This window comes from Klebsiella sp. SWET4 (assembly GCF_024296565.1).
In the GTDB taxonomy this organism is placed as follows: Bacteria; Pseudomonadota; Gammaproteobacteria; order Enterobacterales; family Enterobacteriaceae; genus Klebsiella; species Klebsiella variicola.
On the sequence record NZ_JANCOB010000001.1, the window covers coordinates 1,241,911 to 1,268,065 of the forward strand.

General features: G+C 51.1%; 23 protein-coding genes and 1 pseudogene. 10 read left to right on the top strand and 14 right to left on the bottom strand.

The annotated features are described in order from the left end of the window. The first annotated feature begins 41 nt into the window (after window positions 1-41). The 4 genes from NKJ21_RS06410 to NKJ21_RS06425 all read left to right on the top strand — a co-directional run bounded on the left by NKJ21_RS06410 (window position 42) and on the right by NKJ21_RS06425 (window position 3,736). Window positions 42-1,052 carry an iron ABC transporter permease gene (locus tag NKJ21_RS06410; RefSeq protein WP_254732790.1) on the top strand — a complete coding sequence of 337 codons (1,011 nt, stop codon included), beginning with the start codon at window positions 42-44 and terminating at the stop codon, window positions 1,050-1,052. Beyond that, complete coding sequence (locus NKJ21_RS06415) at window positions 1,036-1,791, top strand: ABC transporter ATP-binding protein (RefSeq protein WP_032735846.1); 756 nt, start codon at window positions 1,036-1,038, stop codon at window positions 1,789-1,791. The genes NKJ21_RS06410 and NKJ21_RS06415 overlap by 17 nt, the downstream gene beginning before the upstream one ends. 362 nt (window positions 1,792-2,153) lie before the next feature. After that, on the top strand, window positions 2,154-3,278 hold the full coding sequence (ompC, locus tag NKJ21_RS06420; RefSeq protein ID WP_023322804.1) for a porin OmpC: 1,125 nt from the start codon (window positions 2,154-2,156) through the stop codon (window positions 3,276-3,278). 62 nt (window positions 3,279-3,340) lie between these two features. Beyond that, window positions 3,341-3,736 (top strand): VOC family protein, encoded by a 396-nt coding sequence (locus NKJ21_RS06425; protein WP_023322805.1) that lies wholly within the window; start codon window positions 3,341-3,343, stop codon window positions 3,734-3,736. 48 nt (window positions 3,737-3,784) lie between these two features. On the opposite strand, the gene NKJ21_RS06430 is transcribed toward NKJ21_RS06425, so the two are convergent. The 5 genes from NKJ21_RS06430 to NKJ21_RS06450 all read right to left on the bottom strand — a co-directional run bounded on the left by NKJ21_RS06430 (window position 3,785) and on the right by NKJ21_RS06450 (window position 9,060). Further along, window positions 3,785-4,138, bottom strand: coding sequence for a hypothetical protein (locus NKJ21_RS06430; RefSeq protein WP_042948415.1), 354 nt, complete (start codon window positions 4,136-4,138; stop codon window positions 3,785-3,787). Between the two features lie 595 nt (window positions 4,139-4,733). Then, window positions 4,734-4,961: a LuxR C-terminal-related transcriptional regulator gene (locus tag NKJ21_RS06435; RefSeq protein WP_306058802.1), complete on the bottom strand. Its 228-nt coding sequence runs from the start codon at window positions 4,959-4,961 to the stop codon at window positions 4,734-4,736. A 469-nt stretch (window positions 4,962-5,430) separates the two neighbouring features. Continuing rightward, window positions 5,431-6,312 (bottom strand): glyoxalase III HchA, encoded by an 882-nt coding sequence (gene hchA, locus NKJ21_RS06440; RefSeq protein WP_023322807.1) that lies wholly within the window; start codon window positions 6,310-6,312, stop codon window positions 5,431-5,433. Between the two features lie 217 nt (window positions 6,313-6,529). After that, window positions 6,530-7,435 (bottom strand): ABC transporter ATP-binding protein, encoded by a 906-nt coding sequence (locus tag NKJ21_RS06445; protein ID WP_224224576.1) that lies wholly within the window; start codon window positions 7,433-7,435, stop codon window positions 6,530-6,532. After that, complete coding sequence (locus tag NKJ21_RS06450) at window positions 7,342-9,060, bottom strand: ABC transporter permease subunit (protein ID WP_023322809.1); 1,719 nt, start codon at window positions 9,058-9,060, stop codon at window positions 7,342-7,344. The genes NKJ21_RS06445 and NKJ21_RS06450 overlap by 94 nt, the downstream gene beginning before the upstream one ends. A 1,067-nt stretch (window positions 9,061-10,127) precedes the next feature. Here NKJ21_RS06450 and NKJ21_RS06455 point away from each other — a divergent pair. Both NKJ21_RS06455 and NKJ21_RS06460 read left to right on the top strand, forming a co-directional pair. Then, window positions 10,128-12,041, top strand: coding sequence for a sulfatase-like hydrolase/transferase (locus tag NKJ21_RS06455; RefSeq protein WP_086070306.1), 1,914 nt, complete (start codon window positions 10,128-10,130; stop codon window positions 12,039-12,041). A gap of 22 nt (window positions 12,042-12,063) precedes the next feature. Further along, on the top strand, window positions 12,064-13,296 hold the full coding sequence (locus NKJ21_RS06460) for an anaerobic sulfatase maturase (RefSeq protein WP_023322811.1): 1,233 nt from the start codon (window positions 12,064-12,066) through the stop codon (window positions 13,294-13,296). Here NKJ21_RS06460 and NKJ21_RS06465 read toward each other — a convergent pair. Further along, a complete protein-coding gene (locus NKJ21_RS06465) occupies window positions 13,193-14,149 on the bottom strand; it encodes a LysR family transcriptional regulator (protein WP_023322812.1) in 957 nt (318 codons plus the stop codon). The two genes, NKJ21_RS06460 and NKJ21_RS06465, sit on opposite strands and share 104 nt — an antisense overlap. Window positions 14,150-14,297: 148 nt before the next feature. Here NKJ21_RS06465 and NKJ21_RS06470 point away from each other — a divergent pair, with 148 nt between their 5' ends. The 3 genes from NKJ21_RS06470 (at window position 14,298) to NKJ21_RS06480 (ending at window position 16,012) form a co-directional block, all read left to right on the top strand. Then, window positions 14,298-15,272, top strand: coding sequence for an amidohydrolase family protein (locus tag NKJ21_RS06470; protein WP_023322813.1), 975 nt, complete (start codon window positions 14,298-14,300; stop codon window positions 15,270-15,272). 114 nt (window positions 15,273-15,386) lie between these two features. Then, window positions 15,387-15,749, top strand: a complete 363-nt coding sequence (locus NKJ21_RS06475) for a hypothetical protein (RefSeq protein ID WP_023322814.1) — start codon at window positions 15,387-15,389, stop codon at window positions 15,747-15,749. Between the two features lie 17 nt (window positions 15,750-15,766). Continuing rightward, window positions 15,767-16,012: a hypothetical protein gene (locus tag NKJ21_RS06480; RefSeq protein ID WP_123836844.1), complete on the top strand. Its 246-nt coding sequence runs from the start codon at window positions 15,767-15,769 to the stop codon at window positions 16,010-16,012. Between the two features lie 249 nt (window positions 16,013-16,261). Here the strand turns inward: NKJ21_RS06480 and NKJ21_RS06485 are convergent, their stop codons facing one another. The 8 genes and pseudogenes from NKJ21_RS06485 to NKJ21_RS06520 form a co-directional block, all read right to left on the bottom strand. Then, entirely contained in the window at window positions 16,262-16,984 is a 723-nt protein-coding gene (locus NKJ21_RS06485; protein WP_012967953.1) for an amino acid ABC transporter ATP-binding protein, read from the bottom strand. Further along, window positions 16,971-17,735, bottom strand: coding sequence for an amino acid ABC transporter permease (locus tag NKJ21_RS06490; RefSeq protein WP_004151161.1), 765 nt, complete (start codon window positions 17,733-17,735; stop codon window positions 16,971-16,973). The genes NKJ21_RS06485 and NKJ21_RS06490 overlap by 14 nt, the downstream gene beginning before the upstream one ends. A 63-nt stretch (window positions 17,736-17,798) precedes the next feature. After that, the gene (locus NKJ21_RS06495) at window positions 17,799-18,566 is read right to left on the bottom strand and encodes a basic amino acid ABC transporter substrate-binding protein (protein ID WP_008804504.1); all 768 of its coding nucleotides are present in this window, start codon (window positions 18,564-18,566) and stop codon (window positions 17,799-17,801) included. Between the two features lie 92 nt (window positions 18,567-18,658). Further along, window positions 18,659-19,592, bottom strand: a pseudogene (locus NKJ21_RS06500) (MurR/RpiR family transcriptional regulator). Continuing rightward, window positions 19,558-20,535, bottom strand: coding sequence for an ABC transporter substrate-binding protein (locus tag NKJ21_RS06505; protein ID WP_254732808.1), 978 nt, complete (start codon window positions 20,533-20,535; stop codon window positions 19,558-19,560). Before NKJ21_RS06505 ends, NKJ21_RS06500 begins: the two are co-directional and overlap by 35 nt. Continuing rightward, window positions 20,525-21,577, bottom strand: coding sequence for an iron ABC transporter permease (locus NKJ21_RS06510; RefSeq protein ID WP_008804502.1), 1,053 nt, complete (start codon window positions 21,575-21,577; stop codon window positions 20,525-20,527). Before NKJ21_RS06510 ends, NKJ21_RS06505 begins: the two co-directional genes overlap by 11 nt. After that, complete coding sequence (locus NKJ21_RS06515; protein WP_130996737.1) at window positions 21,574-22,599, bottom strand: iron ABC transporter permease; 1,026 nt, start codon at window positions 22,597-22,599, stop codon at window positions 21,574-21,576. The genes NKJ21_RS06510 and NKJ21_RS06515 overlap by 4 nt, the downstream gene beginning before the upstream one ends. After that, the gene (locus NKJ21_RS06520; RefSeq protein ID WP_008804500.1) at window positions 22,596-23,417 is read right to left on the bottom strand and encodes an ABC transporter ATP-binding protein; all 822 of its coding nucleotides are present in this window, start codon (window positions 23,415-23,417) and stop codon (window positions 22,596-22,598) included. The genes NKJ21_RS06515 and NKJ21_RS06520 overlap by 4 nt, the downstream gene beginning before the upstream one ends. 505 nt (window positions 23,418-23,922) lie before the next feature. Between NKJ21_RS06520 and NKJ21_RS06525 the strand changes: the two genes are divergently transcribed. After that, entirely contained in the window at window positions 23,923-25,995 is a 2,073-nt protein-coding gene (locus NKJ21_RS06525) for a TonB-dependent siderophore receptor (RefSeq protein ID WP_072122350.1), read from the top strand. The last annotated feature ends 160 nt before the right edge of the window (window positions 25,996-26,155 follow it).

Genomic DNA, 26,155 nt, shown 5'->3' on the forward strand with positions numbered 1-26,155 from the left:
ATGTTGTGTTCAATAAAACAAATATTTCGGGATGACGATGCATGCAGAACAAAAAATACTTATTGGTAATGACAGTGTTGTTGGTATTACTCATTATTATATCAATTTCTTCACTTTTCATCGGACGCTATACGTTATCTTTTAGTGATATGCTAAGAGAATTAGTACACTATGATGGCAAGTACGGTCTGAGTACCGGACTTGCTGTTATTTCCAATCTCCGGTTGCCAAGAATAATTGCTGTCATGATGGTTGGAGCCGGGCTATCGGCAGCGGGATGTACCTATCAGGCTGTACTACGCAATGCGCTGGCGAGTCCGGATGTACTTGGCACATCTTCGGCGGCGGCGTTCGGTGCTGCTTTAGGAATTTTGCTCGGCCTCCCCTTGCAGTTAAGCGCGTTTTCTTCGTTCATGTTTGGCGTTGTTAGCCTGTTTTGCGTTATGGGCCTTTGCCATCTCAAAAAAAATCACAGCGAACTAACCACTATTCTATCAGGTATTATTGTTGCTTCTGTATTCATGTCTTTTGTTTCAATTATTAAATACGTGGCCGATCCACAGGATCAATTACCAGCCATCGTATTCTGGTTAATGGGGAGTTTTGCTTCGTTGGTTAAAGGGCAGGTATATGAATTAATACCTCTGTTTGTGATTTGCTACCTGATAATCTACAGGCTCAGATGGAAAATGAATGTTTTATCACTCGGCGATGACGATGCCAGAATTGCCGGAATGAAACCGCAATCGCTAAAGGCCACATTGTTAATCACCGCCTCAATTCTGGTCGCCGCATCCGTCACGATTGCCGGTGTGGTTGGCTGGGTCGGTCTGGTGATCCCGCATCTGGTCCGGACGCTTGTCGGCTATAACCATGGAAAGCTTATCCCTGCATCTGCATTATGTGGAGCTCTGTTTTTACTGGTCATCGACAACCTGGCCAGAACAGTGACCTACGCAGAAATCCCAATTGGCATTCTGACTGCGCTAATTGGTGCTCCTCTATTTGCCGTACTCTTCATTATGAGTAATCGCTATGATCGAAGTAAATAATCTCACGTTTGCATTCAAAGGACGTAGCCCTACATTTGAAAACATCAGTTTCTCTTTGCCGGAGGGGGAAATACTGTGCATTCTGGGCCCGAACGGTGTGGGAAAAACCACGTTGCTTAAAACGATAACGGGACTGTACCAACCCTTAAGCGGCACATGCCATATCGGAGGAATAGACGGTAGAAAGGCCCGTCTGGCCCATGTACCGCAGGCAAGGCACATTCAATTTTCCTATAGTGTACTTGATTTTGTTTCATTTGGACGTCCGTTATGCGGTGGTATATTACCCTCTCCCGGAAGCAAGGACCTTGAACAATCTGCACAGATGTTGGCCGATCTTGGTGTTTCATATCTTGAGTCTAAAAACATTAACCAGATTAGCGGCGGTGAACTGCAAATGTGCTATATCGCCAGAGCACTGGTTTCTGAACCAGACATCGTGGTACTTGATGAGCCTGAATCCAATCTGGATTTCAATAACCAGGCACGTATTATTAAGTTATTGCAACAACTATCGCGAGAGAAGAATGTCACTATCATTCTTAACACGCATTTTATAAATCATGCAAACAGTATTGCGGACAAATGTTTGTTGATGAAGAGAAAGGAGTATTTTTTTGGTAATAAAGAGGTGGTTCTCCAGGAGGAGCGTCTTGGTGAATATTTCAATGTCCCCGTAAAACGGTGCTATTTTGAGCATAGAGGTGTGCAAGAGGAGTCATTTGTGATTGCATTATAAATGACAGATAGTGAACATTAAGAATAACCGTTCTATTACCTCGTTATCATTTTCAGGAATGTTGTTTAACTATGTTTTATATTTTTACATCCACACAAATTCAAACGCAACTGAAACCATTTCAATCAAGGGTAGTTTTAAATTGGCTTCAAAAAGATCGCCTTTGTAATAAACAATAGTAACCAATAATATTATTAACTTGCGTAATTATTTCAAGGAGCCATGGAATTTAAATTTATTACACTACCTGGCGTTCTAACGACCGGCCCGATTCATTAGCCGAGGTTATCTAATAAATTATTTAACCACCACTTTATTATCTCTTGATAATATGCCACAAACAATAACATTGAGGTTAAATTATGAAACATAAAATTCTTTTTTATCTGATGCCGGTTATGTTAATACCGGGTGCTGTAAATGCAGCGGAAATCTATAACAAAGACGGAAATAAATTAGATATTTACGGTAAAATTGCCGGCTTACACTACGTCTCTAAAGATAAAAATGCTGATGGCGATCAATCATACGTTCGTAGTGGCTTTAAGGGCGAAACGCAGATCAATAATCAAATCACGGGTTACGGCCAGTGGGAATACAACATTCAGGCAAACAACACCGAGAGTGCCAGCAATCAATCATGGACTCGTCTGGCTTTCGCCGGCCTGAACTTTGGTGACGCCGGATCGTTTGACTATGGACGGAATATTGGCGTGGTCTACGATATAACCTCCTGGACTGACGTCCTTCCCGAGTTCGGCAGTGACGGTAGTAACGGAACCTATGATTCCGATAATTTCATGCAATCCCGTGCGAATGGACTAGCTACATACCGGAATAGTGATTTCTTTGGGCTGATCGATGGTCTTAATTTTGCTCTGCAATATCAGGGAAAAAATGGTAGCACTAGCGGCGAAGATGCTACCAATAATGGTCGGGGCGCACTCAGTCAGAACGGTAACGGATTCGGTACTTCCGTCACCTATGATATCGGAGATGGTTTTAGCGCAGGTGTCGCCTACTCTCATTCCAGACGTACTGATGCTCAGAACAAGCTAGCTGTTGGACGCGGCGATGACGCTGAAACTTATACGGGCGGGCTGAAGTACAATGCGAACAGAGTCTATCTTGCTACACAGTTCACGCAAACCTATAATGCCACTCAGCTGAGGGGGAATGGCGGACAGGATTCCATTAGCGGTTTTGCTAACAAAGCGCAGAACCTGGAAATGGTTGCTCAGTATCAGTTTGACTCAGGCCTGCAACCCTCCATCGCGTACTTACAATCTAAAGGGAAAGATATTGAAGGTTTCGGGGATCAGGATTTATTGAAGTATATAGATGTTGGTACGACATATAACATCAATAAAAATATCTCGACTTATGTTGACTATAAAATAAACCTTCTTAAGGACAACGACTTTACACAACGCGCCGGAATATCAACAGATAACATTGTTGCCGTCGGATTAGCATACCAGTTTTGACACTCTTATCACCCAGTTCAACCTCTTATAGGTTATTATAGGGGTTCGAAAAAGGATAAAAAATGAGAACGCAGAAAAAATGTCTTGCATATGTCTCTATTGTGGTTGATGACTACGATGAGGCTATCGAGTATTACACAGAAAAACTTGGGTTCATGCTTATAGAGGATACACCTCAACCGGGCAAGCGCTGGGTTGTCATTTCACCAAACCCAGAAAGCGATTGTCATTTGTTATTATCAAAAGCATCTAACGAAACGCAGCAGGCCTTTATTGGCAATCAGTGTGGTGGGCGTGTTTTTCTGTTTCTACAAACCGATGATTTTTGGCGGGATTACAACTCAATGAAGGCTGCTGGCGTACATTTCAGTGAAGAGCCGAGAGAAGAAGAATATGGTACCGTAGTGGTCTTTGAAGATCTATACGGTACTCGTTGGGACTTACTGCAAAAAACCTGACAGTAGTCATTCCCAGGCATGGATATTCTCCATGCCTGATCCAAACTTCTACCAGTCGTAGCCAAGGCTGACCGACTCTTCTTCTTTCTCACCGGTGTAGGGGTTGAACTTCGTGGTACCGCTAATACTTATTTTCCCACTTTTCGTCGTATAGGTTTCTTCCTGATAACCCCCGCCGAACATCGATTTCTTTTGCGTGAACTCAGGATAGTTGGCCTTTTCATCATGCCACTTAAGCTGCTTCTCTTTGTATTCAGCAGCAGATGAAGATACTGTACTCGCAGGCTCCGGGCCGCTATAACCATAGCGACCGACAGGAAGTTCGGCCATTGCGTTAACTGCAATAGCAACCAAAATAAAGGGGATGAAAATAGTGAGTGTATATTTTGTAGTATTATGCATATCCGCTTGCCTACCAGAAGACGATAGAATAATCACACAGGATTAATATTGTTATTTACCAACCGAAGCGAGCGACGCTATCAGTACTATTGTCTGTGCGTCCTCTTTCCTGAAGTCGTTGTATACATTGCTGTCTTAAGTATTCTTTTTCTGCTCTTTACTCATATGACAGATTTTGTTGAGACCATAGGAGGATGCCAAACTATTATATGGATAAACACCATTGCGCTTTCTCATGGTTTCGGAGCAACAGGTCCGGACATCACCAGAATTGCAAGCTGTCAACACAAACAGCGGAATAACCAAAAATCCATTTCTTAAAACTATCAACACCGAAAATCCTTGTCTATTAAGCAATTTATTACGTAAAACCCGTTCTTTCCATTCTCGTTTTTACGATAGTAACACCGCAAAGAGATGATAACAATAATCATTACCATTTTATCACCTCTGCAGATGAGAGGTCTGAACAGTTTACCCTGTTAAAAGGTCATTATTATGTTGAGTCTGACAGCCACTGCTATTCACTATCGCTTTTGATTAAAACCTGGCTTCGTCGCGGCTATTTTCACTACCTCTTCTTCACCCAAGCCCTTTACCCTTCGATGTCTCCGTTTGTGATCGCCATTCTGATAGCTTCTGCAGTCGCCGCAAGACCTAATCGCTGCCGGGCTGATCGAAGATGGTTTTCGACCGTACGGCGGGAAATTCTCAGCATCGCTGCGATGTCAGCCTGTCTCCGACCGGTTGCAGTCCATGCAAGTACCTCATGCTCATGTCTCGAAAGCGTTCCGCCATTGTGCCCACGAACAAGTCCCATCATTCTGCGCAAACGATAGAAAACCGTAACAGTAACCAGTGGGATCCCTGGTTGCGCCTCTGAGGAGCTGTCGACCTTCTCACCGCCAAAGCTTACCGCCCCCTCCAGCCCCGTGCAGGCCAATCACCGGGGTTTGTAAACCGTGGACGCCACTTTCCTGTGGTTTACGCACAACTCGATACAACTCGCCTGTTTGTTCTGAAAACTTGCTCCAGTAAAATGCTCATCAGTTTCTAATACATGTTGGGTCATCGGGCAACGGCGCATATATGTCTGTTCATCGACGGTTCCACCGTTGTTAAACCAGTCCCCTTCGACCCAGAAAATTCTGTCAATCATGGCCACGTGATATGCAGAAGCAGAATAAAAAACATCGCGGCTCTAGCCTAATCATGTCGCAAATTGGCATACGGCAACCTGTATCTCCAGCAGGCTGTTGCTATTTTCGATAGTGATTGCCGTACGAACTGCATTATTTTCCAGCATGTCGTAGTTCTTTACTGACTTCGCTTAATAAAGCTTTCGCGGCAAGTTGACCTAACGCGTTACCGGCCAGCGGGCTATCGCCGGTCAGCATTTTCCTATCCTGACATGTAGCACCGCTGATATCCGTGTTAACTATCTCAAAACCTATGCTTTTAAGCTGCTCGCCAAATTTCCAGGTCAGGTGGCCTGGCATATACCCAATCTCAGGTGTCTGCGCATCCAGTGTATCCGGGAAAGCGCAAATCTTATACCCAGCAAACAGATCGCTACGTTCAACTGAGAGAAATGCAGCTGGGCCATGACAAAGCGAAATGATGAATTTATCGTGGGCGATGGCCCACTCGAGAAGATTTTTCACTTCGATACTAGCAGGAAGTCCGATAAGTGCGCCATGGCCACCGGGAATAAATATGCCAAGATAATCCGAATTGTCCCCCAGTTCAGTGCTGAGGACATCTGCGAGTTTCAGCGGTGATTTAAAGTGCTGATGGTATTTAGAAAACAGCCCCGTAACTTCAATATCCTCAGTTGGCATGGCCCAATACTCGAACTTTACCGGGTTACCGGATAGAGTGGCAATATCGAAACTAAAGCCTGCTTTATCGAGATGATACATGGGCAACAGCGTTTCTACCGGATGGTTTCCCGTGGAGAAGAAACTCCCGTTATCCATTTGCAAATAGCGCTCGTCGGTACATAACATCAGGATCTTCCAACGTCCCCCTGTGTAAGGTGAAGGATAATTGGCGTCGCTAAGATTTGATCGAGCTGATGTAAACTGGCTTAGTGAGTACGGTGAAGGGAAAAAAGCATCATATTCAGCCGGGTCCGCTGTCGGATGTTTGTCATTGGAGGTAGTTGCAGTCATGATATTCTCCTGAGATTAATGATATAGCCTTGTCACTATAGAATGATCAGATTACATGTAAATAAGGGATTTCCCTCAGGTATACGGCGAAATGCTATTTAAGGCAACCATTAACTCATTGTTTAACATTACACTTAGTATTGTTACCTATGGAAATAGATATCAATACTGCTTGTCGTGCTTAGCTCATCCATGAGCCGTATCCGCTTTCCCTAAATTATGCGCATGCGGCGATCCGCTCATTGAGCGTGGTGCTTATCTTCTCAACCAGCGATGAAATACTTTCCTTGGTTCTCTGATTGCGTTTGATATCAATGTCAAAAGTATCTGTGATTGTACTGGGAAGTCCCCCCAGTAGACATACCCGGTCCGAAAGCATCACGGCTTCTTCAACGCTGTGTGTCACCAGCAGCATCGAGCGTGTATTAATGACCCGCTCTTCCCATAATTCAATCAGATCCTGGCGAAGCTTATTGCCAGTGAAAATATCCAACGCAGAGAATGGTTCATCCATGAGTAAAAGATCCGGCTCAACTGCCAGTGCACGAGCAAACCCGACGCGCTGGCGCATCCCTCCTGAAAGCTCACGCGGGTAGGCTTTTTCATAGCCAGTCAGGCCAATCAAATCCAGCATATCCATTGTTCTTTTATCCACTTCATCAGACGAAAGCCCCTGCGCCTGAAGGCCAAATGCCACACTGTCAAAAACATTTAACCAAGGGAATAACGCAAATGACTGAAAGACCATGCTGGTATTTTTGCCGGGACCGTTGACAGGCAAATCGCAGCACACAATCGTGCCCAAATCAGGTTCGACCAGACCGGCAGCCATTCTCAACAACGTCGATTTACCTGAGCCGGAACGCCCGAGTAATGCAACAATCTCATTCTCTTTGACCTCAAGATTGATATGCTCCAACACCGTGATTTTTTGCTTCCGGTCTTTTTTATAAAATTTGGAGACATTCTTAACTTCCAATACCAAGTTTGAATTTTTCATATTATGTCCTGATAGCGAACTTTTAATTGTTAATCGAATTTGAAACGATTTTCTGCATAGCGATACAGGGGTTGCCAGACGAAAATAATGCACAGCAGCACCATCAAGCACATCGCCAGACATCCTAATGCTTCCTGCGGATTTTGCCCGGCATCGCTGGCGATAGAGATAAAGGCGCCCAGACCATACGTTTGTAGGGTAATTTTTCCCCAGTTTAATACCTCAGCAGCAATCGCAGTATTCCATGCCCCCCCGGCTGCCGAAATAACGCCTGTGACGATATAAGGGAAGACGGCCGGAAGCGTGAATTTAGTCCACCACAGCCATCCGCGAAGATGAAAAATTTTACTCGCCTCAACCATCTGGCTGGGGATCATTGATGTGCCAGCGATGACGTTAAACAGAACATACCATTGTGTACCGAGCATGATCATTGGGATGGTCCAGCTCCCCAAATTCTGGTGCCACGCCACAATCATAAAAGCAATCAACGGATAAAAGACGTTGGCAGGAACCGCAGCGAAAACCTGAATAATTGGCTGGAAAAAACGAACCAGACCGGGCCGTAGACCAATCCAGACACCAAGCGGCGTAAAGATAATGACGCTAAGTACCATGGCGGCAATGACCCGCCCCGCAGTTAACCCCATCCAGCCCGGAAGTGAAGTCAGATACTCCTTAGGAATAAACAACCACAGCTGATGACCGTAGTAAATGCAGCCAACTACGATTGCCAGATACCACAAGCTTGACCACAGCCAGTTCATTTGGCCCAGAATAGCAAACACGCGATGAAGCCGTAATCCATACCAGATTTTTGGTAATACAAACAACCAGAACCGGGAGAACTGTTTACAAACGTGCTCCAGCCCATGTCCAATCATTGAATGACTCAGACAGTGATAGAACCATGAACTGGGTACTTTTCTGTCACTCACATCCTCATATTTAAACTGATGAGCGTAGCGGACTAACGGGCGAAAGAGTAATTGGTCAAAGATGACGATATTAACGATAAGCGCCAATACCCCGCGAATAACACCAGGAACACTACCATCCTGAAGCGCAATACCGATATAAGAACCAACGCCAGGTAAATTTGTACTCCCATTACCTACTGTCAGCATCTCGGAAGCAATCAATGCAAACCAAGCCGCAGACTGCGATACCATCGTATTCCACAGTAACCCGGGAAATGAGTAGATAAACCCCAGCCGCCAGAATTTCTGCCATGGGTTATAGCGGAATGCATCCGCCGCTTCTACCAGTTCGTTAGGCACCACTCTTAGCGTCTGGTACAGCGTCAACATCATATTCCAAGCTTGCGCGGTAAACACGGCAAATATCGCTAAACCCTCAAGCCCCATAACACTATGTGGGTAAAGTCCCAGGAAAAAGGCGGTAGTGAAAGTCAGGAATCCTACTAACGGTACAGACTCCATAAAGTTGACAAAGGGCAAAATAACTCTTCTCATCGGTGCATATTTTGCTGCCAGAACCGCGAAGACAATTGAAAATAGCATTGAGTAAAAAAGCCCGATAACCAGGCGCATAGTGGTGCGCAGCGTATAATAAGGAAGAACATGATAATCCAGGCTAATCACAGGTAAATCACGCCCATTGAATACGCTATGCATCCCCTGCCAACCGTAGATAAATGAAGCAATACTTGCCATAAAAATGAAACAGACGACTACATCATTAAGCCATGAAGTTGTCTTACTTCTGTGTTCTGTCAATGAATACATAATAAGAGTCTCCGCTCATCAATTCACGCGCAGAAAATACCATTCACTGGACGCAAATGAATAATTTAAGATGGAATTTAAAACTCCAAACAGCCACAGAGGCACCCCGTTTTATCCGATCCTCTGTGGCGTATTATGAATTAAGGCAGCAGCGTATTTATATAATCTATAACAGCACGCTGTCTTTTTTGTGCTAATTTATGCAAGAAACGACTAACGAGACTTTTCCTGCCCGGGAAGGTTTTATGAATGAAGAAAGGTGATGAATTCCGCGGTGGTTGGCAGACATTCGCCAACGCTGAAAAAGGAATAGTGCTATCAACATCAATTAAAAACATATAACGTTTGGTTGTGAGCAACATGCTACACCTCATCTAAGTGCATAAAATGAAAGGTCATTCTCGACAGTTTTAAGGCAACTGTAATGACTACCTCCATTGCATCCACCTAATTTCAATGCAGATAGTCAGCCTGTAGCTAGCCCTCTCGATGGAGGCTCATCAGAAATGTTGTGTGTCATATCATGTCTCCTCATGAAGATACTGGATTAATTAAGCGGTATCTGGATATTATTGATAAGCACACCGCACTACATCAATGCTAATGTTATAGCGCAATCTCATGTTCCAGGTAAGATTGCTTCCCATCGGGACCGGCAAGCAGCGCCAGCAATTTTTCGCTAGTTTGCCTTGTTATTGATTGTAGAGTAACTGCTCAATGTCCGACTCCTGTTTTAAAGATGTCCTATTATAACTATGCATCCTCATTCGTAAATAAAAGAATCACTTCTGGTTATGAACTGTTTAGCTATGACAAAATAATAATCCATGTATCCAAATAATACGACATGTTCATTTTGATATATATATTTCCATTGTCACTGAATAATGGTTGTCGGCTAAATTTAATTACAGGGATAAACGTAATGACACATGATTTCATCGAATATCGAGGAGATAGAAAAGTTAGGTAAAGTTGAAAATAATCGCACAATATCTTACATAATCAGGCTTTATTGCCCGCGGAAACTAACATACTTTTATCCATCAAGGTATTTTAAAGAGGAAATTAACATGACGGATAAAATAAAGATTTCACGCCGGAACTTCTTGTTAGGATCTGGCGCCATTACGGCCGCAACCTTAGTCACCGCACCAGAAACATTAGCAAAGAATTTAGCGCCCTCCCCCGTAGCTGATAATCTCACCCACCAACAAGAGGAGGTATTATCCAAAAATTATCGTTATCATTTTAGTGGAAAGCTGCCTGATCAAATCCCCGAAGGCTACAATATTCTACTTATCACATCAGATCAGGAGCGTTATTTTGATCCATATCCGTTCCCCGTACCTGGACGTGAGCGCTTAATGGCATCAGGCACCACATTCACTAACCATCATATTTGCAGTAGTGTTTGTACGCCATCGCGCTCGGTGTTATATACCGGTTTACATATGCCAGAAACCAAAATGTTCGATAATCCTGGTTTCCCGTGGATGCCGGATAGCCTTGACCCTGAATTAGGCACCATTGGTAATATCATGAGTGACATGGGCTATTATCCTGCCTATAAAGGGAAATGGCACCTAAGTACTTTAATGGAAGATCCAGTAACCAAAAACACTGATGGAAGTACTGATCTCGGCATGATACCCAGGATCAAACTACATGAAATTATGGAAGGATATGGTTTTCACGACTATACCGGAATTGGTGACATTATTGGGCATAGCCATGGCGGTTATTTATACGATGAACTCACTGCTGCAGAAGCGATAAACTGGTTGAGAGATAAAGGTAGTGAAATGCAATCTAATAATAAGCCGTGGTTTCTGGCAGTCAACCTGGTTAACCCTCACGACACGATGTACATAGATACAGACAGTGACACCGATAAAAACCAATGGCACGGCGCTCTGATTCTCAACAGTAACTCTTCAACACCAAATAAAGCACCACAAAATACGATTTATCTGGACTCATGGCCCGAGGTTCCGCTCGCCCCCTCCAGACACCAAGCGTTCAGTGAGCATGGCAGACCACCAGCGCATCTTGAGTATCAACTATGTAATGGTTTAATGGTTGGAAATATTGCCGATCAGGATCGGCGCTGGCGAATTCTCCAGGATTACTATTTTAACTGCATTCGGGATAACGATACTCATTTGGTCAGGATCCTCGATGAACTAGATGCGTTAAATTTAACGAAAAATACTATCATTGTTTATACCGCCGATCATGGTGAGTTATGTGGCGCTCACCAGATGAACGGCAAAGGTACTTGTACCTATAAAGAGCAAGTTCATGTGCCAATGATAATCAGTCACCCTGCATTTCCTGGTGGCAGAAAATGTTCATCGCTCACTTCCCATGTAGATATCGCTCCCACCCTGGTTGGCTTGACGGGCAAAGCAAACAAAGCCAAAAGCCTTACACTGAAAAACCGTAAAGGATATGACTTTAGTACACTTTTATTTAATCCAGAATCATCTCCCATTGATGCTATAAGAAAAGGCATTTTATATTGCTACGACATGCTGTTATTTTCTGATGCGACCTATATTGGCAATATGTTTAAAATCATTAGAAATGAAACGTTAAGTAAAGAAGAAAAGCAACAACGTTTTTCTGTACTGTCCCCTGACCTCAGAAAAAGAGGTGGCGTCCGGATGATCTTCGATGGACGATATAAGTTTACACGCTATTTTTCATTACAGCAGCACCATACGCCTCAGACCCCGGATGCACTTTTTAGCCTTAATGATATTGAGTTATATGACTTGAAGACGGATCCCCATGAAATGAACAATCTGGCAAATAATCACCAAAACGTATCCCTAATTTTGAGCATGAACGAAAAATTGAATGCATTGTTCTCAAACGAAATCACAGGAAAAGACGACGGAAGCTGGATCCCTCCCCTTCATGGTATCCGCTGGGATCTCGATCCTGAAAGAGTTCGTCGTTTAATAAGAGATTAATTTTAATTGAGATGAAAACATCATGTATCGTCAATGTCATGTTATGGCTAAACCCGGTGGTGCGAAATGCAACATCGATTGTAAATATTGCTTCTATCATGAAAAGCAGTCGTTATATCCACAGCGTAAGCAGCACTGGAAAATGTCAGAAGAGACTCTGGAGGAGTATGTTAAGCAGCACATCGCGGCACAACACTCCCATCCGGTGACGTTCTCCTGGCAAGGCGGTGAGCCCTTGCTCTTAGGGCTTCCCTTTTTTAAGCGGGTTGTCGAACTCTGTCAGCGCTATGGTCAAGGGGTGAAGATAACGCACACGTTGCAGACCAACGGGATACTGCTTAACGAAGAGTGGGCAACCTTTCTCGCACAGCACCGTTTTATGGTTGGGCTCTCTGTTGATGGGCCCGAAACTCTCCACGATCGTTACCGCATCAGTCATTCGGGGAAAGGTAGCCATCGATTTGTGATGAAAGCATTATCGCTGCTGCATCGCTTCCAGGTCGATTTCAATACGCTGACGGTAGTGGGACACCATAATGTCGCCCACGCCGGTGAGGTCTATGAGTTTCTTAGGCATAGTGGTTCACGCTACATGCAATTCATTCCGCTGGTTGAACGAGTGAGTACAGAAGCAAACCCACGACTCAAATTGGTAACACCCGACGAACGGAAAGCGCGTCTGGCCCCATGGTCAGTACCTTCGAAGCAGTACGGCGAGTTTCTGAGTCAGGTATTTGACATCTGGATCCGCCGGGATATTGGCCAGATTGCGGTGCAAATGTTTGATGTCGCCATTGCGGCCTGGACTCGACAACCAGCCGTACTATGCGTTCATGCGGAGACCTGTGGACATGCTTTTGCATTAGAGGCGAATGGCGATCTGTACAATTGCGATCACTATGTCTATCCGCAACATCTTCTTGGTAATATCCATCATGATAGTATTGATGCAATCAATAACAGTGAAGCCGCCATGGCGTTTGGTCTGGCCAAAAAGTTAACCCTCACCGATGACTGCAAAGTCTGTCAGTTTCGCTTTGCCTGTCAGGGGGGCTGTCCAAAACATCGCTTTAGCCGGTCGTCATCAGGCACGGCAGGGCATAATTATCTGTGCGCGGGTTATCAGCATTTTTTCAAGCATATTCAGCCCGTTATGAACCTGTGGGCTGCGTTGCTGGCTCGAGGCTGTCCCCCTGCGGCTCTGATACAGTATTTGCGCAAGCAGCATCGATTCTCACTTCGTCGAGCGCGGTAAAGAATTGCTGCAATAGTCGAGAGCGAGTTTCCTTGCGGTGGAACATCACCATTGGAATGGTGAGCGTTTCTATCAACGGTATATAGGCTATCCCGGGCATTGAAATCAAACGGGCTGAGGCCGGTGCCACGGTCATTCCGTAACCAGAGGCAATGAGCAGTAGCGCCGAGTCGTACTGCTCTACCTCAATGACTCGCTGAGGTTTCACATCGAGTGAAACCAGTCGTGCCAGTAACTCATCGGCAAGGCTCGGTCTTTTTTGGTTGGTATAAATGATGAATCGTCCCCCGTTAAACGTGGCCAGTGAAACAGCGCAACCGCGTTTGGCCCGGGGATGTGTTTGTGGTAATACGGCGATAAGCTGTTCCTGATACAGCGTGATTTGTTCTATATCATCAGCAACCACATTGATTCGGCCTATACCAATATCAATATGCCCAGCACGTAGCGCTTCCACCTGCTGTATACTGTTCATCTCTACTACCTGAACTTCTACTTCAGGACACAACTGTATGAAACGTCTGACAACGGACGCTAAATGGGCGTGAAAATTGGCTGAGACAAAACCAATTTTGATTACGTTGACTTCCGGATGAAACATGCGCTGCGCGTAGCCTTGCATCTGTTCTGTGCGCTGCAAAATCTCTTTTGCTTGCTGATAAATAAGCGCCCCCGCTACGGTTGTCTTTAATGGCCGGGAACGCCTGTCGATGAGTTCCCCACCCATTTCATTCTCCAGCTCCTGGATCCGCTGGCTTAATGGTGGTTGCGATATACAAAGATGAGCGGCGGCTCTGGAAAATGAGCCTAATTCCACCACGGTGACAAAATACTTTAAACGCCTTAGATCCATCGAGCCCTCCTGGTTGTAAGAAAATGATACAACTCTATATCAAGCTGATATTCTGAAGACCATAATGATATTTCAATAGCGGACTTTTTTAAAACATACTTTGAAGCTCGTTTAATATCAGTATAAATATACGGAAGAGTATTTCAATATGAAAAATAAAATTGCATTAGAGGAACATTTCGCTACTGAGGATACTTTAGAAGACTCCTATGACTCTATCTATCCAGAGAAATGGCATGAAATTAAATATCATATTCAGGCGGTCGGCGAGCAACGTCTACGTCAAATGGATAACGCGGGTATTGAGTTGGCAATAGTGTCATTAAATGCACCTGCTATTCAGCGCATCCACGATCCTGTTCGTGCTATAGAGGTCGCGCATAGAGCCAATGATGCGCTGGCGGAACAGATCGAAAAACATCGCGATCGCTTTCGTGGATTCGCCGCTTTGCCAATGCAAGACCCGGATGCTGCTACGGAAGAAATGACCCGATGTTTTGTGGATTTGGGGTTCGTAGGTGCACTGGTCAACGGTTTTTCTCAACATGAAAGTGAGGATACCGCTCTTTATCTCGACGATGGTCGTTATGATGCATTCTGGGAGGTGTTTGCCGCCTTCCAGCGCCCTTTTTATCTCCACCCACGTAATCCGCTCCCGTCCCGAGCGCAGGTCTACCAGGGGCATCCCTGGCTACTGGGGTCTGCCTGGGCGTTTGGCGTTGAAACAGCCACTCATGCGTTGCGCCTGATGGGTTCAGGATTGTTTGACCGTCATCCTGATCTCCAGCTCGTTCTGGGTCACCTTGGCGAAGGTTTACCTGCCCTTATCTGGCGAATTGATCATCGGGTTGAGAATGAGCCACGAGGGTATCCGTGCAGCCATTCTTTCCAGCACTACTTTAGCCATAATTTTCACGTAACCACCTCTGGAAATTTCCGCAGCTCCGCTCTGCAAGTTGCTCTTCAGGAACTTGGCATTGAACGCATAATGTTCTCTACGGATTTTCCCTTTGAAGAGATGCAATGGGCATCAGACTGGTTTGATACACTACCGCTCAGTGAAAATGATAAATTGAAAATATCTCGTCACAATGCGCTGAATTTATTTAATCTTCCTCACTAATTAAAAGCCTATGAGGTCTGCGTCAGACCTCATTTTAAGTGCGTCTGTTAACAATTTATTGAATTAATATGTCATACCATGAGATTCACGTGACTTAGGTTTAAAGGATGAACGATGTCAATGATTCGACTGACCGGAGTATTTTTACTTCCCGGGTTATTATTGGGCTGTGGCGATCTGGATCAAATTGACATTCATCCGGAACTGAGGACGACGTTGATTGACCGTCCGCGCCTGGAGGTCGAACAGTGTTTGGGTAAGGCTGCGAAAGTGCATCAGTTGCATTTAGTCCACAGCGGGATTCTTCCCGACAATACCGATAAATTGTTGCTCCAGGGAATTCAGCAAAAGAATATTGCTGAAGTTGAGATCAGTGCGAGGGGAAACGATGTAACAGCAGTTGATTTTTATTACCTGCCACACAGCGTAAACCGTTTTGATGACATTGAAGCAATACTTGCGGCATGCAAAAGGTAACGGCAATCGAATTAATTATGAAACTACTCATCCACTCTATCCTGCTCTCCGCACTTTGTCTCTACGCCACTCAGGTCATGGCCTTTCAGAGCACATCACCAGAGCTGCCTTTTTCTACTGAACAGCCAGTACGTTCGGAGCAACAGATCCAGCAATATGTCTACTCAGAACAACATGAGCCGTTACAGACAACACCGCTGGGAAACTGTCACGCCAGCCCAGTTCCGGGTTGTAACTATCCCTCTGAAGCAGAGAAGGAATAAAGCGATCATCGTCCGGACGGCTAACCGGCGGTGCTCTTACTGTAACGTCTTCATAGTAATTGGGTGAGTCGTCGGCGGCATATCGTATTTTCCATGTGTGATACCTGTGCCGTTACGCTCAGCCAGCAGAGGGCGGAAATTGATGGCCGTTTTGCTAGTTTCTGCCTCAACCAACGTCTTCCCTTGTATCTCACTATTGGTCGTGTTTTGCGTATCTCAGCGGGCTGGCCTGGCGCCAGCCCGCTCGGTTTACAGCACCTTGCTGAGGAACGCGGCAGTGCGTGGGTTGCTCGGCGCGCTAAAGATCTGCCCCGGCTTGCCCTCTTCCTGAATCACGCCCTGGTCGATGAAGATCACTCTGTCGGCTACTTCGCGGGCAAAGCCCATTTCGTGAGTCACGATCACCATGGTCATCCCCTCGCTGGCGAGGTTTTTCATCACCTCCAGCACGTCGCCCACCAGCTCCGGATCCAGCGCCGAAGTGGGCTCATCGAACAGCATAATCGACGGCTTCATCGCCAGCGCACGGGCGATGGCTACCCGCTGCTGCTGGCCGCCGGACAGGCTCGAGGGCCAGGCGTCGCGCTTATCGCTTAAGCCCACCTTCGCCAGCAAGGCGTCCGCCAGGTCGACCGCCTGCTGGCGCGGCATATTGCGCAGATTCATCGGCGCCATAATCAGGTTTTCCAGCACCGTCATATGCGGGAACAGGTTAAAGCGCTGGAACACCATGCCGACGCTTTCGCGCATCTTGTTGAGGTCGGTGGTCCGGTCGTGGGCGGCAAAGCCGTTAACCACCACCTCGCCTTCGCTGACCGTTTCCAGGGCGTTCATGCAGCGCAGGAAGGTACTTTTTCCCGAGCCGGACGGGCCGATGATGCACACCACTTCCTGCGGTTTAATATCGCAGCTAATGCCGCGCAGCACGTGGCTGTCGCCGAAGCGCTTATGTAAGTTATTAATGTGAATCACTTTTGCCAAACCTCTTTTCCAGACGGTTAACCAGCTGCGCCAGCAGGAAGGTGATCACCCAGTAGACCAGGGAGATGGTCAGGTAGGGTTCCCAGTAGGTGGCGTAGGCGCCGGAGACGGTGCGCGCGGCGTAGGCCAGATCGGCCAGGCCAATCGCCGAAGCCAGCGACGAGTCTTTAACAATGGCGATGGCGTTGTTGCCCAGCGGCGGCAGAATGCGGCGAAACGCCTGCGGCAGGATCACCTTGCGCATGGTTTTCCACCACGGCATGCCCAGCGCGCGGGAGGCCTCCATCTGCCCTTTGTCGATCGACTGGATGCCGGCGCGGAAAATCTCCGACACATAGGCTCCGGCGTTAAGGGTGATCGCCACGATGCAGGAGAGGAACGCCCCGTAGCTGGCGCGCAGCTCGCGGGCAAAGTCAGCGCTCATCAGGCCGCTGGTCACCAGCAGGCCGTCGCGCGGGTTGATAAACAGCGGCACCAGCGCAAAGTGCACCACCATAATCTGCACGAACAGCGGCGTACCGCGGAAGGCGCTAACGTAAAAACGCACCGGAAACTGCACCAGGTAGCGGAGAATATATTTCCACGGCCCGTGCTCGGCCTTCGCCATCCGCCCGAGACCGAGAGTTAACCCCCACAGCGTCCCGAGGATCACGCAGATAATGGTACATTTAATCGTCATCAGGGCGCCGTCCACAAACAGCGGGCCGTACTCCTCGATGATCTCCCAACGGAATCCCGTCATAGTCCTTCCCTAAAAAATACGGCTATCGCCTGGGCGATAGCCGTGGTCACTGAAAAAGGTGGATTATTGCGCTGGCAGCGTCGGCACGTTGTCGTCGAACCAGGTTTTATAGATTTTGGCGTAAGTCCCGTCAGCAACAATCTTTTGCAGCCCGGCGTTGATCTTGCCCAGCAGTTCGCTGTTGCCTTTCGCCACCGCAATACCGAAATACTGACGCTCAAATTTGGCATCCGGCACCAGCTTGAACTGCTTCTCCGGGTGCTGTTTGATGTAGTACTTCACCACCCCGACGTCGCCCACCGCGGCGCTGACGCCGTCCTCAAACAGCTCCTGAAGCATCAGCGGGGTATTATCGAAACGCTTGATCGCGGTGCTGTTTTTGCCCAGCACCTCAGAAACCACGATATCGCCGGTGCTGGAGTTCACCACCCCGACCTTCTCGTTTTTCAGGGCCGCCAGCGAATCCACCTGCGAGTCCTGGGCGACGACGATAGACTGCTCGGCCGGGAAGTACGGCGCGGAGAAATCGACCATCTGTTTGCGTTTATCGGTGATGGTGATCCCGGAGATGATGATATCGCGGTCGCCGGTGTTCAGCGTGGCGAAGATGCCTTCCCATGGGGTATTGACCAGCTTGACGTCAAAGCCTTCGGCTTTAGCGATGGCTTTGATGATGTCGATGTCGAAACCTTCCAGCTGTTTCTGGCTGTTTTCAAATTCAAACGGCCGGTAGGTGCCGCCGGAACCGACGGTATAGGTTTCCGCAGCCGCCTGTCCGGCTGCCGTCAGCGCGGCCATCATGAAACACGCCTTGAGCAAATTCTTGACCATGAGATTTCCTTTTTATGCATTTATTTTGCATAAAAATACACACACTGACTTTTATATGCAACCGGAAACCTTCCCGCTGGTGAATTATCTCTTCAACTGCCCCGTTTACCGCCGGATTTACCGATGGCCCGGTGCAGGTCGTTGATTCGTTTCAGGGATTTCACCGTTTTTTGTGGCGTGGTGGAGGCCACCGACAGGACAATCATCTCCAGGCAGACCAGCACCGTGCCGTGCAGCGGCATCCGGCTGCTGTCCCCGCCGCGCGGGACGTCGATCACCACCTGCGCCTCCTGGCTGAAGCGCGAGTCCACCGCCTGGGTCAGCAGGATGGTCGGAATACCCAGCCGCTTCGCCTCGCGCAGGGTGGTCATCCCTTCGCGATGGGGGGATTTTTGCCCCATCATGATCAGCACATCGCCGCGCTGCAGGCCGATAAGCTGCTCGGCGAGGCTGAAGCCCGTGCGGTTCATCACATACGCCGGCAGGCCAATGCGGCTGAACAGCCGGGCGGTGTACTCGGCGAGGATCCCCGAGGCGCCGATGCCAAAGATCCCTACCTGGCGCGCGTCGCTGAGCAATGCCACCGCCTGGGCCACCGCCGCGCGGTTGTCGGCTCGCGACAGGACCTCGCAGACCCGCTGATGGCCTTCAAGCACAAAATCAATACTGGAGTTGACGTCGCTGGAGAGCGCCGTGACCGTCGAGCGCATCTTTTCCGCCGAGGTGACCGAGGTGCCGAACCAGCGCTCCATGGTCTGCTTAAGCTCGCGCAGCCCGGCGAAACCCAGCGCCTGGATGGCGCGTACCACCGTGGCGTCGGAGGTCTGGGTCGCCGTGGCGATCTCCATCGCCGTATGCTCCAGCACCACCTCGCGGTTGTCGTTGATATAGCTGACCACGGCCCGCAGCCGGGGGGAAAGCTGGTGCGCCCGGGCGCGATAGCGTTCGCCGAACAGATCGACTTTGCCCTTCTCTTTTTTTACCGCGCTTTTCATTTGGCCTCCGCCGGGATGGGCCTGCCGGCAATATGCGACTGCACCTGGGCCACCATCAGAGACAGCGCGGCGTAGGAGTTAGAGATCACCTCTTCCCGCGGCAGCAAAATATAGTGCCCGATGCGGCAGGCGCGCATAAAGTCGCACCAGCCGGGCATCACGCCTTCCATCGCCTGCAGCTCATCCTGCGGCTTACCGCCGGTATCCGACCGCCAGGTGGCGAAGACAAAATCGGCGTCCAGCTCCGGCAACTGTTCAGCGCTGACGTCAATGCGCTGACCGTCGGGGATCCGCTCAATCAGCGGCGGAAAGCGGAACCCGGCGTCGCGCAGCACCCGGCCCAGCGCATGATACGAATGATGCACCGTGACCTTGCCGTTGTTCGCCTGGATCACGGAGACGCTGTACTGCGGTGGATTGATCATCGCTTTCAGCTGTTTGATTTGTTCCTGATAGCGGCGCTCAAGGATCGCCAGCCGCGGCTGGGTGCCGGTCAGCTGCGCCAGCTTGCGGTAAATCTCCGGGGCGCTACCCTGCAGATGGTCGATGCTCACCGTCGGGGCAATCTTCTCCAGTTGCTCCACTGACACATGGCGGCTGGGCTCGGTGATAATCAGATCCGGCTTTACGGCGGCTATCGCTTCCAGATCGATATCGGCGGTGCCAATAAAGCGGATATCGCTGTTGTCGAAATCGACACCGGTGAGCTGGGCGCTGGCGCGCAGATAGTGGCTGCCGTCCGGGCGCGTCCGGCCGTGGCTGGCGATCGGCGGCACCCCGAGCTCAATCAACGGAATGGTAATATCGAGATCGTGCATCGAAACAATGCGCTGCGGATGCAGCGGGACGGTGACCGTGCGGCCTAAATCATCGGTGAAAGTTTGAGTTTGTGGGGCGGCGGCGCTGACGGCCCCCGTCAGCAACAGCAGCAATGAGACGAACCAACGCATACTACCTTCCTGGTTAAAGGGCATCACGGCGACGCCAGAGCAAGACAACAAAGAATGGGCAGCCCACCAGGGCAATGACAATCCCCGCCGGGATCTGCAGCGGGGCAAACGCCAGCCGGCCAAGGGTATCGGTTACCAGCACCAGCAAGGCGCCAATCAGCGCGCTGCCGCACAGCAGCGATACCTGGCCGCCGCGCAGCACAAAACGCGCCATATGCGGCGCCATCAGGCCCACAAAGCCCAGGCTGCCGACGCAGGAGACGCTGGCCGAGGTCAGCAGCACCGGCGCGAAAAAGCGCAGCATCGTCAGCTGCTGCAGACGTACGCCGAGGCCGATGGCGGTCCGGTCGCCCAGCAGCGCCACGTCCGCCGCCCGGGCGGTACAGAACAGGATGATGGCCCCGGGCAGCGCCCAGCAAAAGGCCACCGCCAGCAGCGGCCAGGTCGCGGCCTGCAGGCTGCCCGCCAGCCAGATCATCGCCGTCTGCACGTCGCGAACGTCGGCGGTGGTCATAAAGATGCCGACCGCTGCCGCCAGAGTCCAGGAGACGCCGATGCCAATTAAAATAAAGCGCGGCCGCGAACAGTCGCGCGCCAGCGTCAGGACCAGCAAGGCCACCGCCACGCCGCCGACCATTCCCGCCAGCGGCCGCCAGACCAGGCCTACCGCCGGGAAAAACAGCACCAGCGCCAGCACCACGATGCTGGCCCCCTCTTTGACGCCAATCAGCCCCGGGTCGGCCAGCCCGTTACGGGTGATGCTCTGCATCGCCGCGCCGGCCAGCCCCAGCATGGCCCCGCACAGCAGCGCCATCAGGATCCGCGGCAGGCGGATATCAAACAGAATAAAGCGCGGCTGCTCGCCCATATCCTGCGGCGCCAGCAGGGCCCGCGCCAGCGTCGACGCGGGCAACGGAAAGCTGCCGCGGCTGAGGCTGTACAGCCCGAGCGCCAGCAGCATCAGCATCATGATGGCGGCAATGTTGAGCGCCGCCGGGCGCAGCAGCAGCTGGCGGGAGGCGATAACCAGCGGCCGAAAACCGGCCCGGTGAACAGCGCGCGTCATTTAAAAAACCTCGCGGCGATAAAGATAAACAGCGGCGCGCCCACCAGGGCGGTCATCGCCCCGGTCGCCAGCTCCTGCGGCGCGACCAGCGTCCGGGCGGCGATGTCCGCCAGCACCAGCACCAGCGCCCCCACCGGCGCCGCCAGGGGCAGCGCCAGACGGATATCTTCCGTCACCAGACGGCGCACCACGTGCGGCACCACCAGCCCGACAAAACCGATCGGCCCGGCCACCGCCACCGCCGCACCGCACAGCAGCGCAATCGCCAGCAGACCCAGCAGCCTCGTCTGGACGAGATTAATGCCAAGGCCCAGCGCCACCTTATCCCCCAGCGCCAGCACATTAAGCCGTGGGGCAATGAGCAGCGCGACGCCAAGGCCGATCAGCGCCGGAACCAGCGCCGTCTGCAGCGTGCTCCAGTTCAGTCCGGCCAGGTCGCCGGCCAGCCAGGTACGCATCGCCAGCAGCGTCTGTTCATCGAGGATCAATATCGCCGCCGTCACCGCCGACGCAAACGCTGACAGCGCCACTCCGCACAACGTGATGCGCAGCGGCGTCGCCCCGCCACGCCCGGCAGAGGCCAGCGCCATCACGCCGCCGAACAACAGCGCTGCGCCGCAGGCGGCGGTCAGCGGGCGCCCGGCGGGGAAAGCGCCGAGAGACAGGCCCAGCGCCGAGGTCGCCACCACCGCCAGCGAGGCGCCGGCGTTAAGGCCGAGAATATGCGGCTCGCCAAGTGGGTTACGGATCACCGTCTGCAGCAGCAGCCCGGCGACGCCGAGCGCCGCGCCGGTCAGCAGCGCTGCCGCCAGCCGCACCAGGCGCAGATCGACGATGATTCGCTGGTCGAAGTTGCGCGGATTGTACTCCAGCAGCGCCTGCAGCACCGTCTGTGGGGCGATCCAGCGGGCGCCTAAGCCAAGATGCACCAGCGAGGCGGCGATAAGCAGTAGCGTTAGCAGCAAGAGCGCCAGTCGGGGGCGGGCATGACGCCGCGCGGCGTACAGAACGGCGGCGCTCATGCGTCAACGGCCTGGCGGGCGCGAAACGGCATAAAGAACGGTTTGCCGGTTTGCGGGTTAATCGACATCTGCACGTCAACGTCAAACACGCGTTTAATCAGCTCAGGGCTACAGACATCGTTGTCGCTAATCGTGCCGGCGATGCGCCCCTGTTTGAGGAATACCAGCAGATCGGCGTAGTTAACGGCAAAGTTAAGGTCATGGAGCACCGTCACCACCGTGCGGCCATGTTCGCGGGTGAGAGTCTGGAGCAGCTCGAGGATATCGACCTGATAGCGCAGATCGAGCCAGGTGGTCGGCTCATCGAGCAGAATGGTGGCCGTTTGCTGGGCCAGCGCCATGGCGATCCAGCAGCGCTGACGCTGGCCGCCGGAGAGGCTGTCCACCGGCAGATGGGCGAATTCGGCGGTACCGGTTAAGCGCAGCGCCTCCTCCACCGCCAGCTCATCGGCCTCGGACCACTGGCGCATCAGCCCTTGCCATGGGTAGCGCCCGCGCGAGACCAGCTCGAAAACCGTTAACCCTTCCGGGGTCAGCGGCGATTGCGGGAGGATGCCCAGCTGGCGCGAGACGGCCTTCGTCGGCATCTGGTGAATGGCTTGCCCGTCCAGACGCACGCAGCCGCCGAGCGGTTTCAGCATTCTGGCGATGGTCGAGAGCAGCGTGGATTTACCGGAGCCGTTCGCCCCGGCCAGCACCGTCATTTTGCCGGTGGGAATGGTCAGGTTGATATCGTCAACGATCAGGGTCTGGCCGTATCCGGCCGACAGGGCATCCAGTACGATCCCCTGCTCTGCAGGTTTCACCCGCTGTGGCATAACTCGCTCCTGCGCCGCAGCGTTCCAGGCCATCGCTGAACAGTCTGCAGTCAAACAAAAATAAATCTCATTCTCTTTTGATCATGACGGGGATAGATGTAGTAGTCAATACTCGCCATTGTCATCCATCCGTCGCGAGCACTACAGCGAGGCTGCGCAACAGTAAAACCAATAAAATCATTTAATATCAATAAAATAACAACACACCACCTCATTGAAAAGACGTGATGACCCCGCCATTCCCCACCGCCAATTTTTTATCTTACATAACATTTACTACTACATCCCTTCATGATTGAATGATTCTCAATTACACATCTGAAGGCGCGTTCAGACGCTAAACAGAGTGCTTTTATTATTCAGGGCAATGATTTTATTGGCTTAATCTGACCGCAAAGGCAGATTCGTTCACGAGAAACAGATAATGACTCAACCCCATGTCGCCTGCAGAGCGTTGCAAGGGCGCGCGCTTTTTTCGCTTCTTTTTTTAGCCTCACCGGGATTAATGGCCGCCGACAATAGCGCGGCGAAAAGTAATAACGACGCGGAAGAGACCATCACCGTGGTGGCCGACGGCGCGCAGCAGAGCGCCACCAGCGGCTATCAGCCACTCAGCTCCGCCACCGCGACGCTGACCTCGATGCCGCTGCTGGATATTCCGCAGGTGGTTAATACCGTCAGCGATCGGGTTCTCGAAGATCAGCACGCCACCTCACTCGATGAGGCGCTGTATAACGTCGCTAACGTGGTGCAGACCAACACCCTCGGCGGTACCCAGGACGCCTTTACCCGCCGCGGCTTCGGCGCCAACCGCGACGGCTCGATCATGACCAACGGTCTGCGCACCGTGCTGCCACGCAGTTTTAACGCCGCCACCGAACGGGTGGAAGTCCTGAAGGGGCCAGCTTCGACGCTGTACGGTATCCTCGACCCCGGCGGGCTGATCAACGTCATCACCAAACGGCCTGAGCGGCAGTTCTCCGGTTCGGTTTCCGCGACGTCCACCAGCTTTGGCGGCGGTACCGGCAGCTTCGACGTCACCGGCCCCATCGAAGGCACGAATCTGGCGTACCGGCTGATTGGGGAATACCAGAATGAGGATTACTGGCGCAATTTTGGTAAAAACAAAAGCAGCTTTATCGCCCCTTCCCTGACCTGGTTTGGTGAACGGGCGACGGTGACCGCGTCCTATTCGCACCGCGACTACAGCGCGCCTTTTGACCGCGGCACTATTTTCGATCTGAATACCGGCCATGCGGTGAACGTCGATCGCAAAACCCGCTTCGATGAAGCGTTTAATATTACCGATGGCTATTCCGATCTCGCTCAGCTCAACGCCGAGTATCGCCTTAACGACGCCTGGACCGCGCGCTTCGACTACAGCTACAGCCAGGATAATTACAACGATAACCAGGCGCGGGTGATGGCCTATGATTCGGCGACCGGCAACCTCACCCGCCGGGTCGACGGTACCCACGGTTCAACGCAGAAGATGCACTCCACCCGCGCTGACCTGCAGGGCAACGTGGTGGTAGGCGGTTTTTATAACGAACTGCTGACCGGCGTCGCCTATGAGAATTACGATCTGCTGCGCACCGATATGCTGCGCTGCAAGAACGTGAAAGGCTTTAACATCTATCATCCGGTCTACGGCACCCTCGACACCTGTAATACCGTCTCCGCCTCCGACAGCGATCAGCGTATCCAGCAGGAGAGCTATGCCGCATACGTGCAGGACGCGCTGTACCTGACCGACAACTGGATCGCCGTCGCCGGCGTGCGCTACCAGTACTACACCCAGTACGCCGGTAAAGGCCGACCGTTTAACGTCAATACCGACAGCCGCGATGAGAAATGGACGCCGAAAGCCGGCCTGGTCTACAAGGTGACGCCGAACGTCTCCCTGTTCGCCAACGTCGCCCAGTCGTTTATGCCGCAGTCGTCGATCGCCAGCTATATCGGCGAACTGCCGCCGGAAGAGTCCACCTCTTACGAAGTGGGCGCCAAATTCGACCTGTTAAACGGCATTACCGCCAATATCGCGCTGTTTGATATTCATAAGCGTAACGTGCTGTACACCGAGAGCATTGGCGATGAGACAGTGGCCAAAACGGCGGGCAAGGTGCGTTCCCAGGGCGTGGAAGTGGACCTGGCCGGGTCCATCACCGATAACCTCAGCGTGATCGCCAGCTACGGCTACACCGACGCCAAAGTGCTGGAAGATCCGGATTACGCCGGGAAACCGCTGCCAAACGTACCGAAACATACCGGCTCGCTGTTCCTGACCTATGACATTCATAACGTCTATAACAGCAATACCCTGACCGTCGGCGGCGGCGGTCATGCGGTCAGCAAGCGCTCCGGCACCAACGGCGCGGATTATTATCTGCAGGGCTATGCGGTGGCGGATGTGTTCGCCGCCTATAAGATGAAGCTGCAGTATCCGGTGACGCTGCAGGTGAATGTGAAGAACCTGTTTGATAAGACCTATTACACTTCCTCGATCGGCACCAATAACCTCGGCAACCAGATTGGCGACCCGCGCGAAGTGCAGTTCACAGTGAAGATGGATTTTTAAGCCGGACCATGGCGTCGCGCCGGATGTTCATTGCCGGGCGGCGCTGCGCTTGCGCCGGCCTACAACTGCATAGCCTGGGGTCCTTCCCCTTCCTGTCGAGTTCGTAGGCCCGGTAAGGCGCAGCCGCCACCGGGCAAAAATGTGGCGCCTGGCGCCGGAT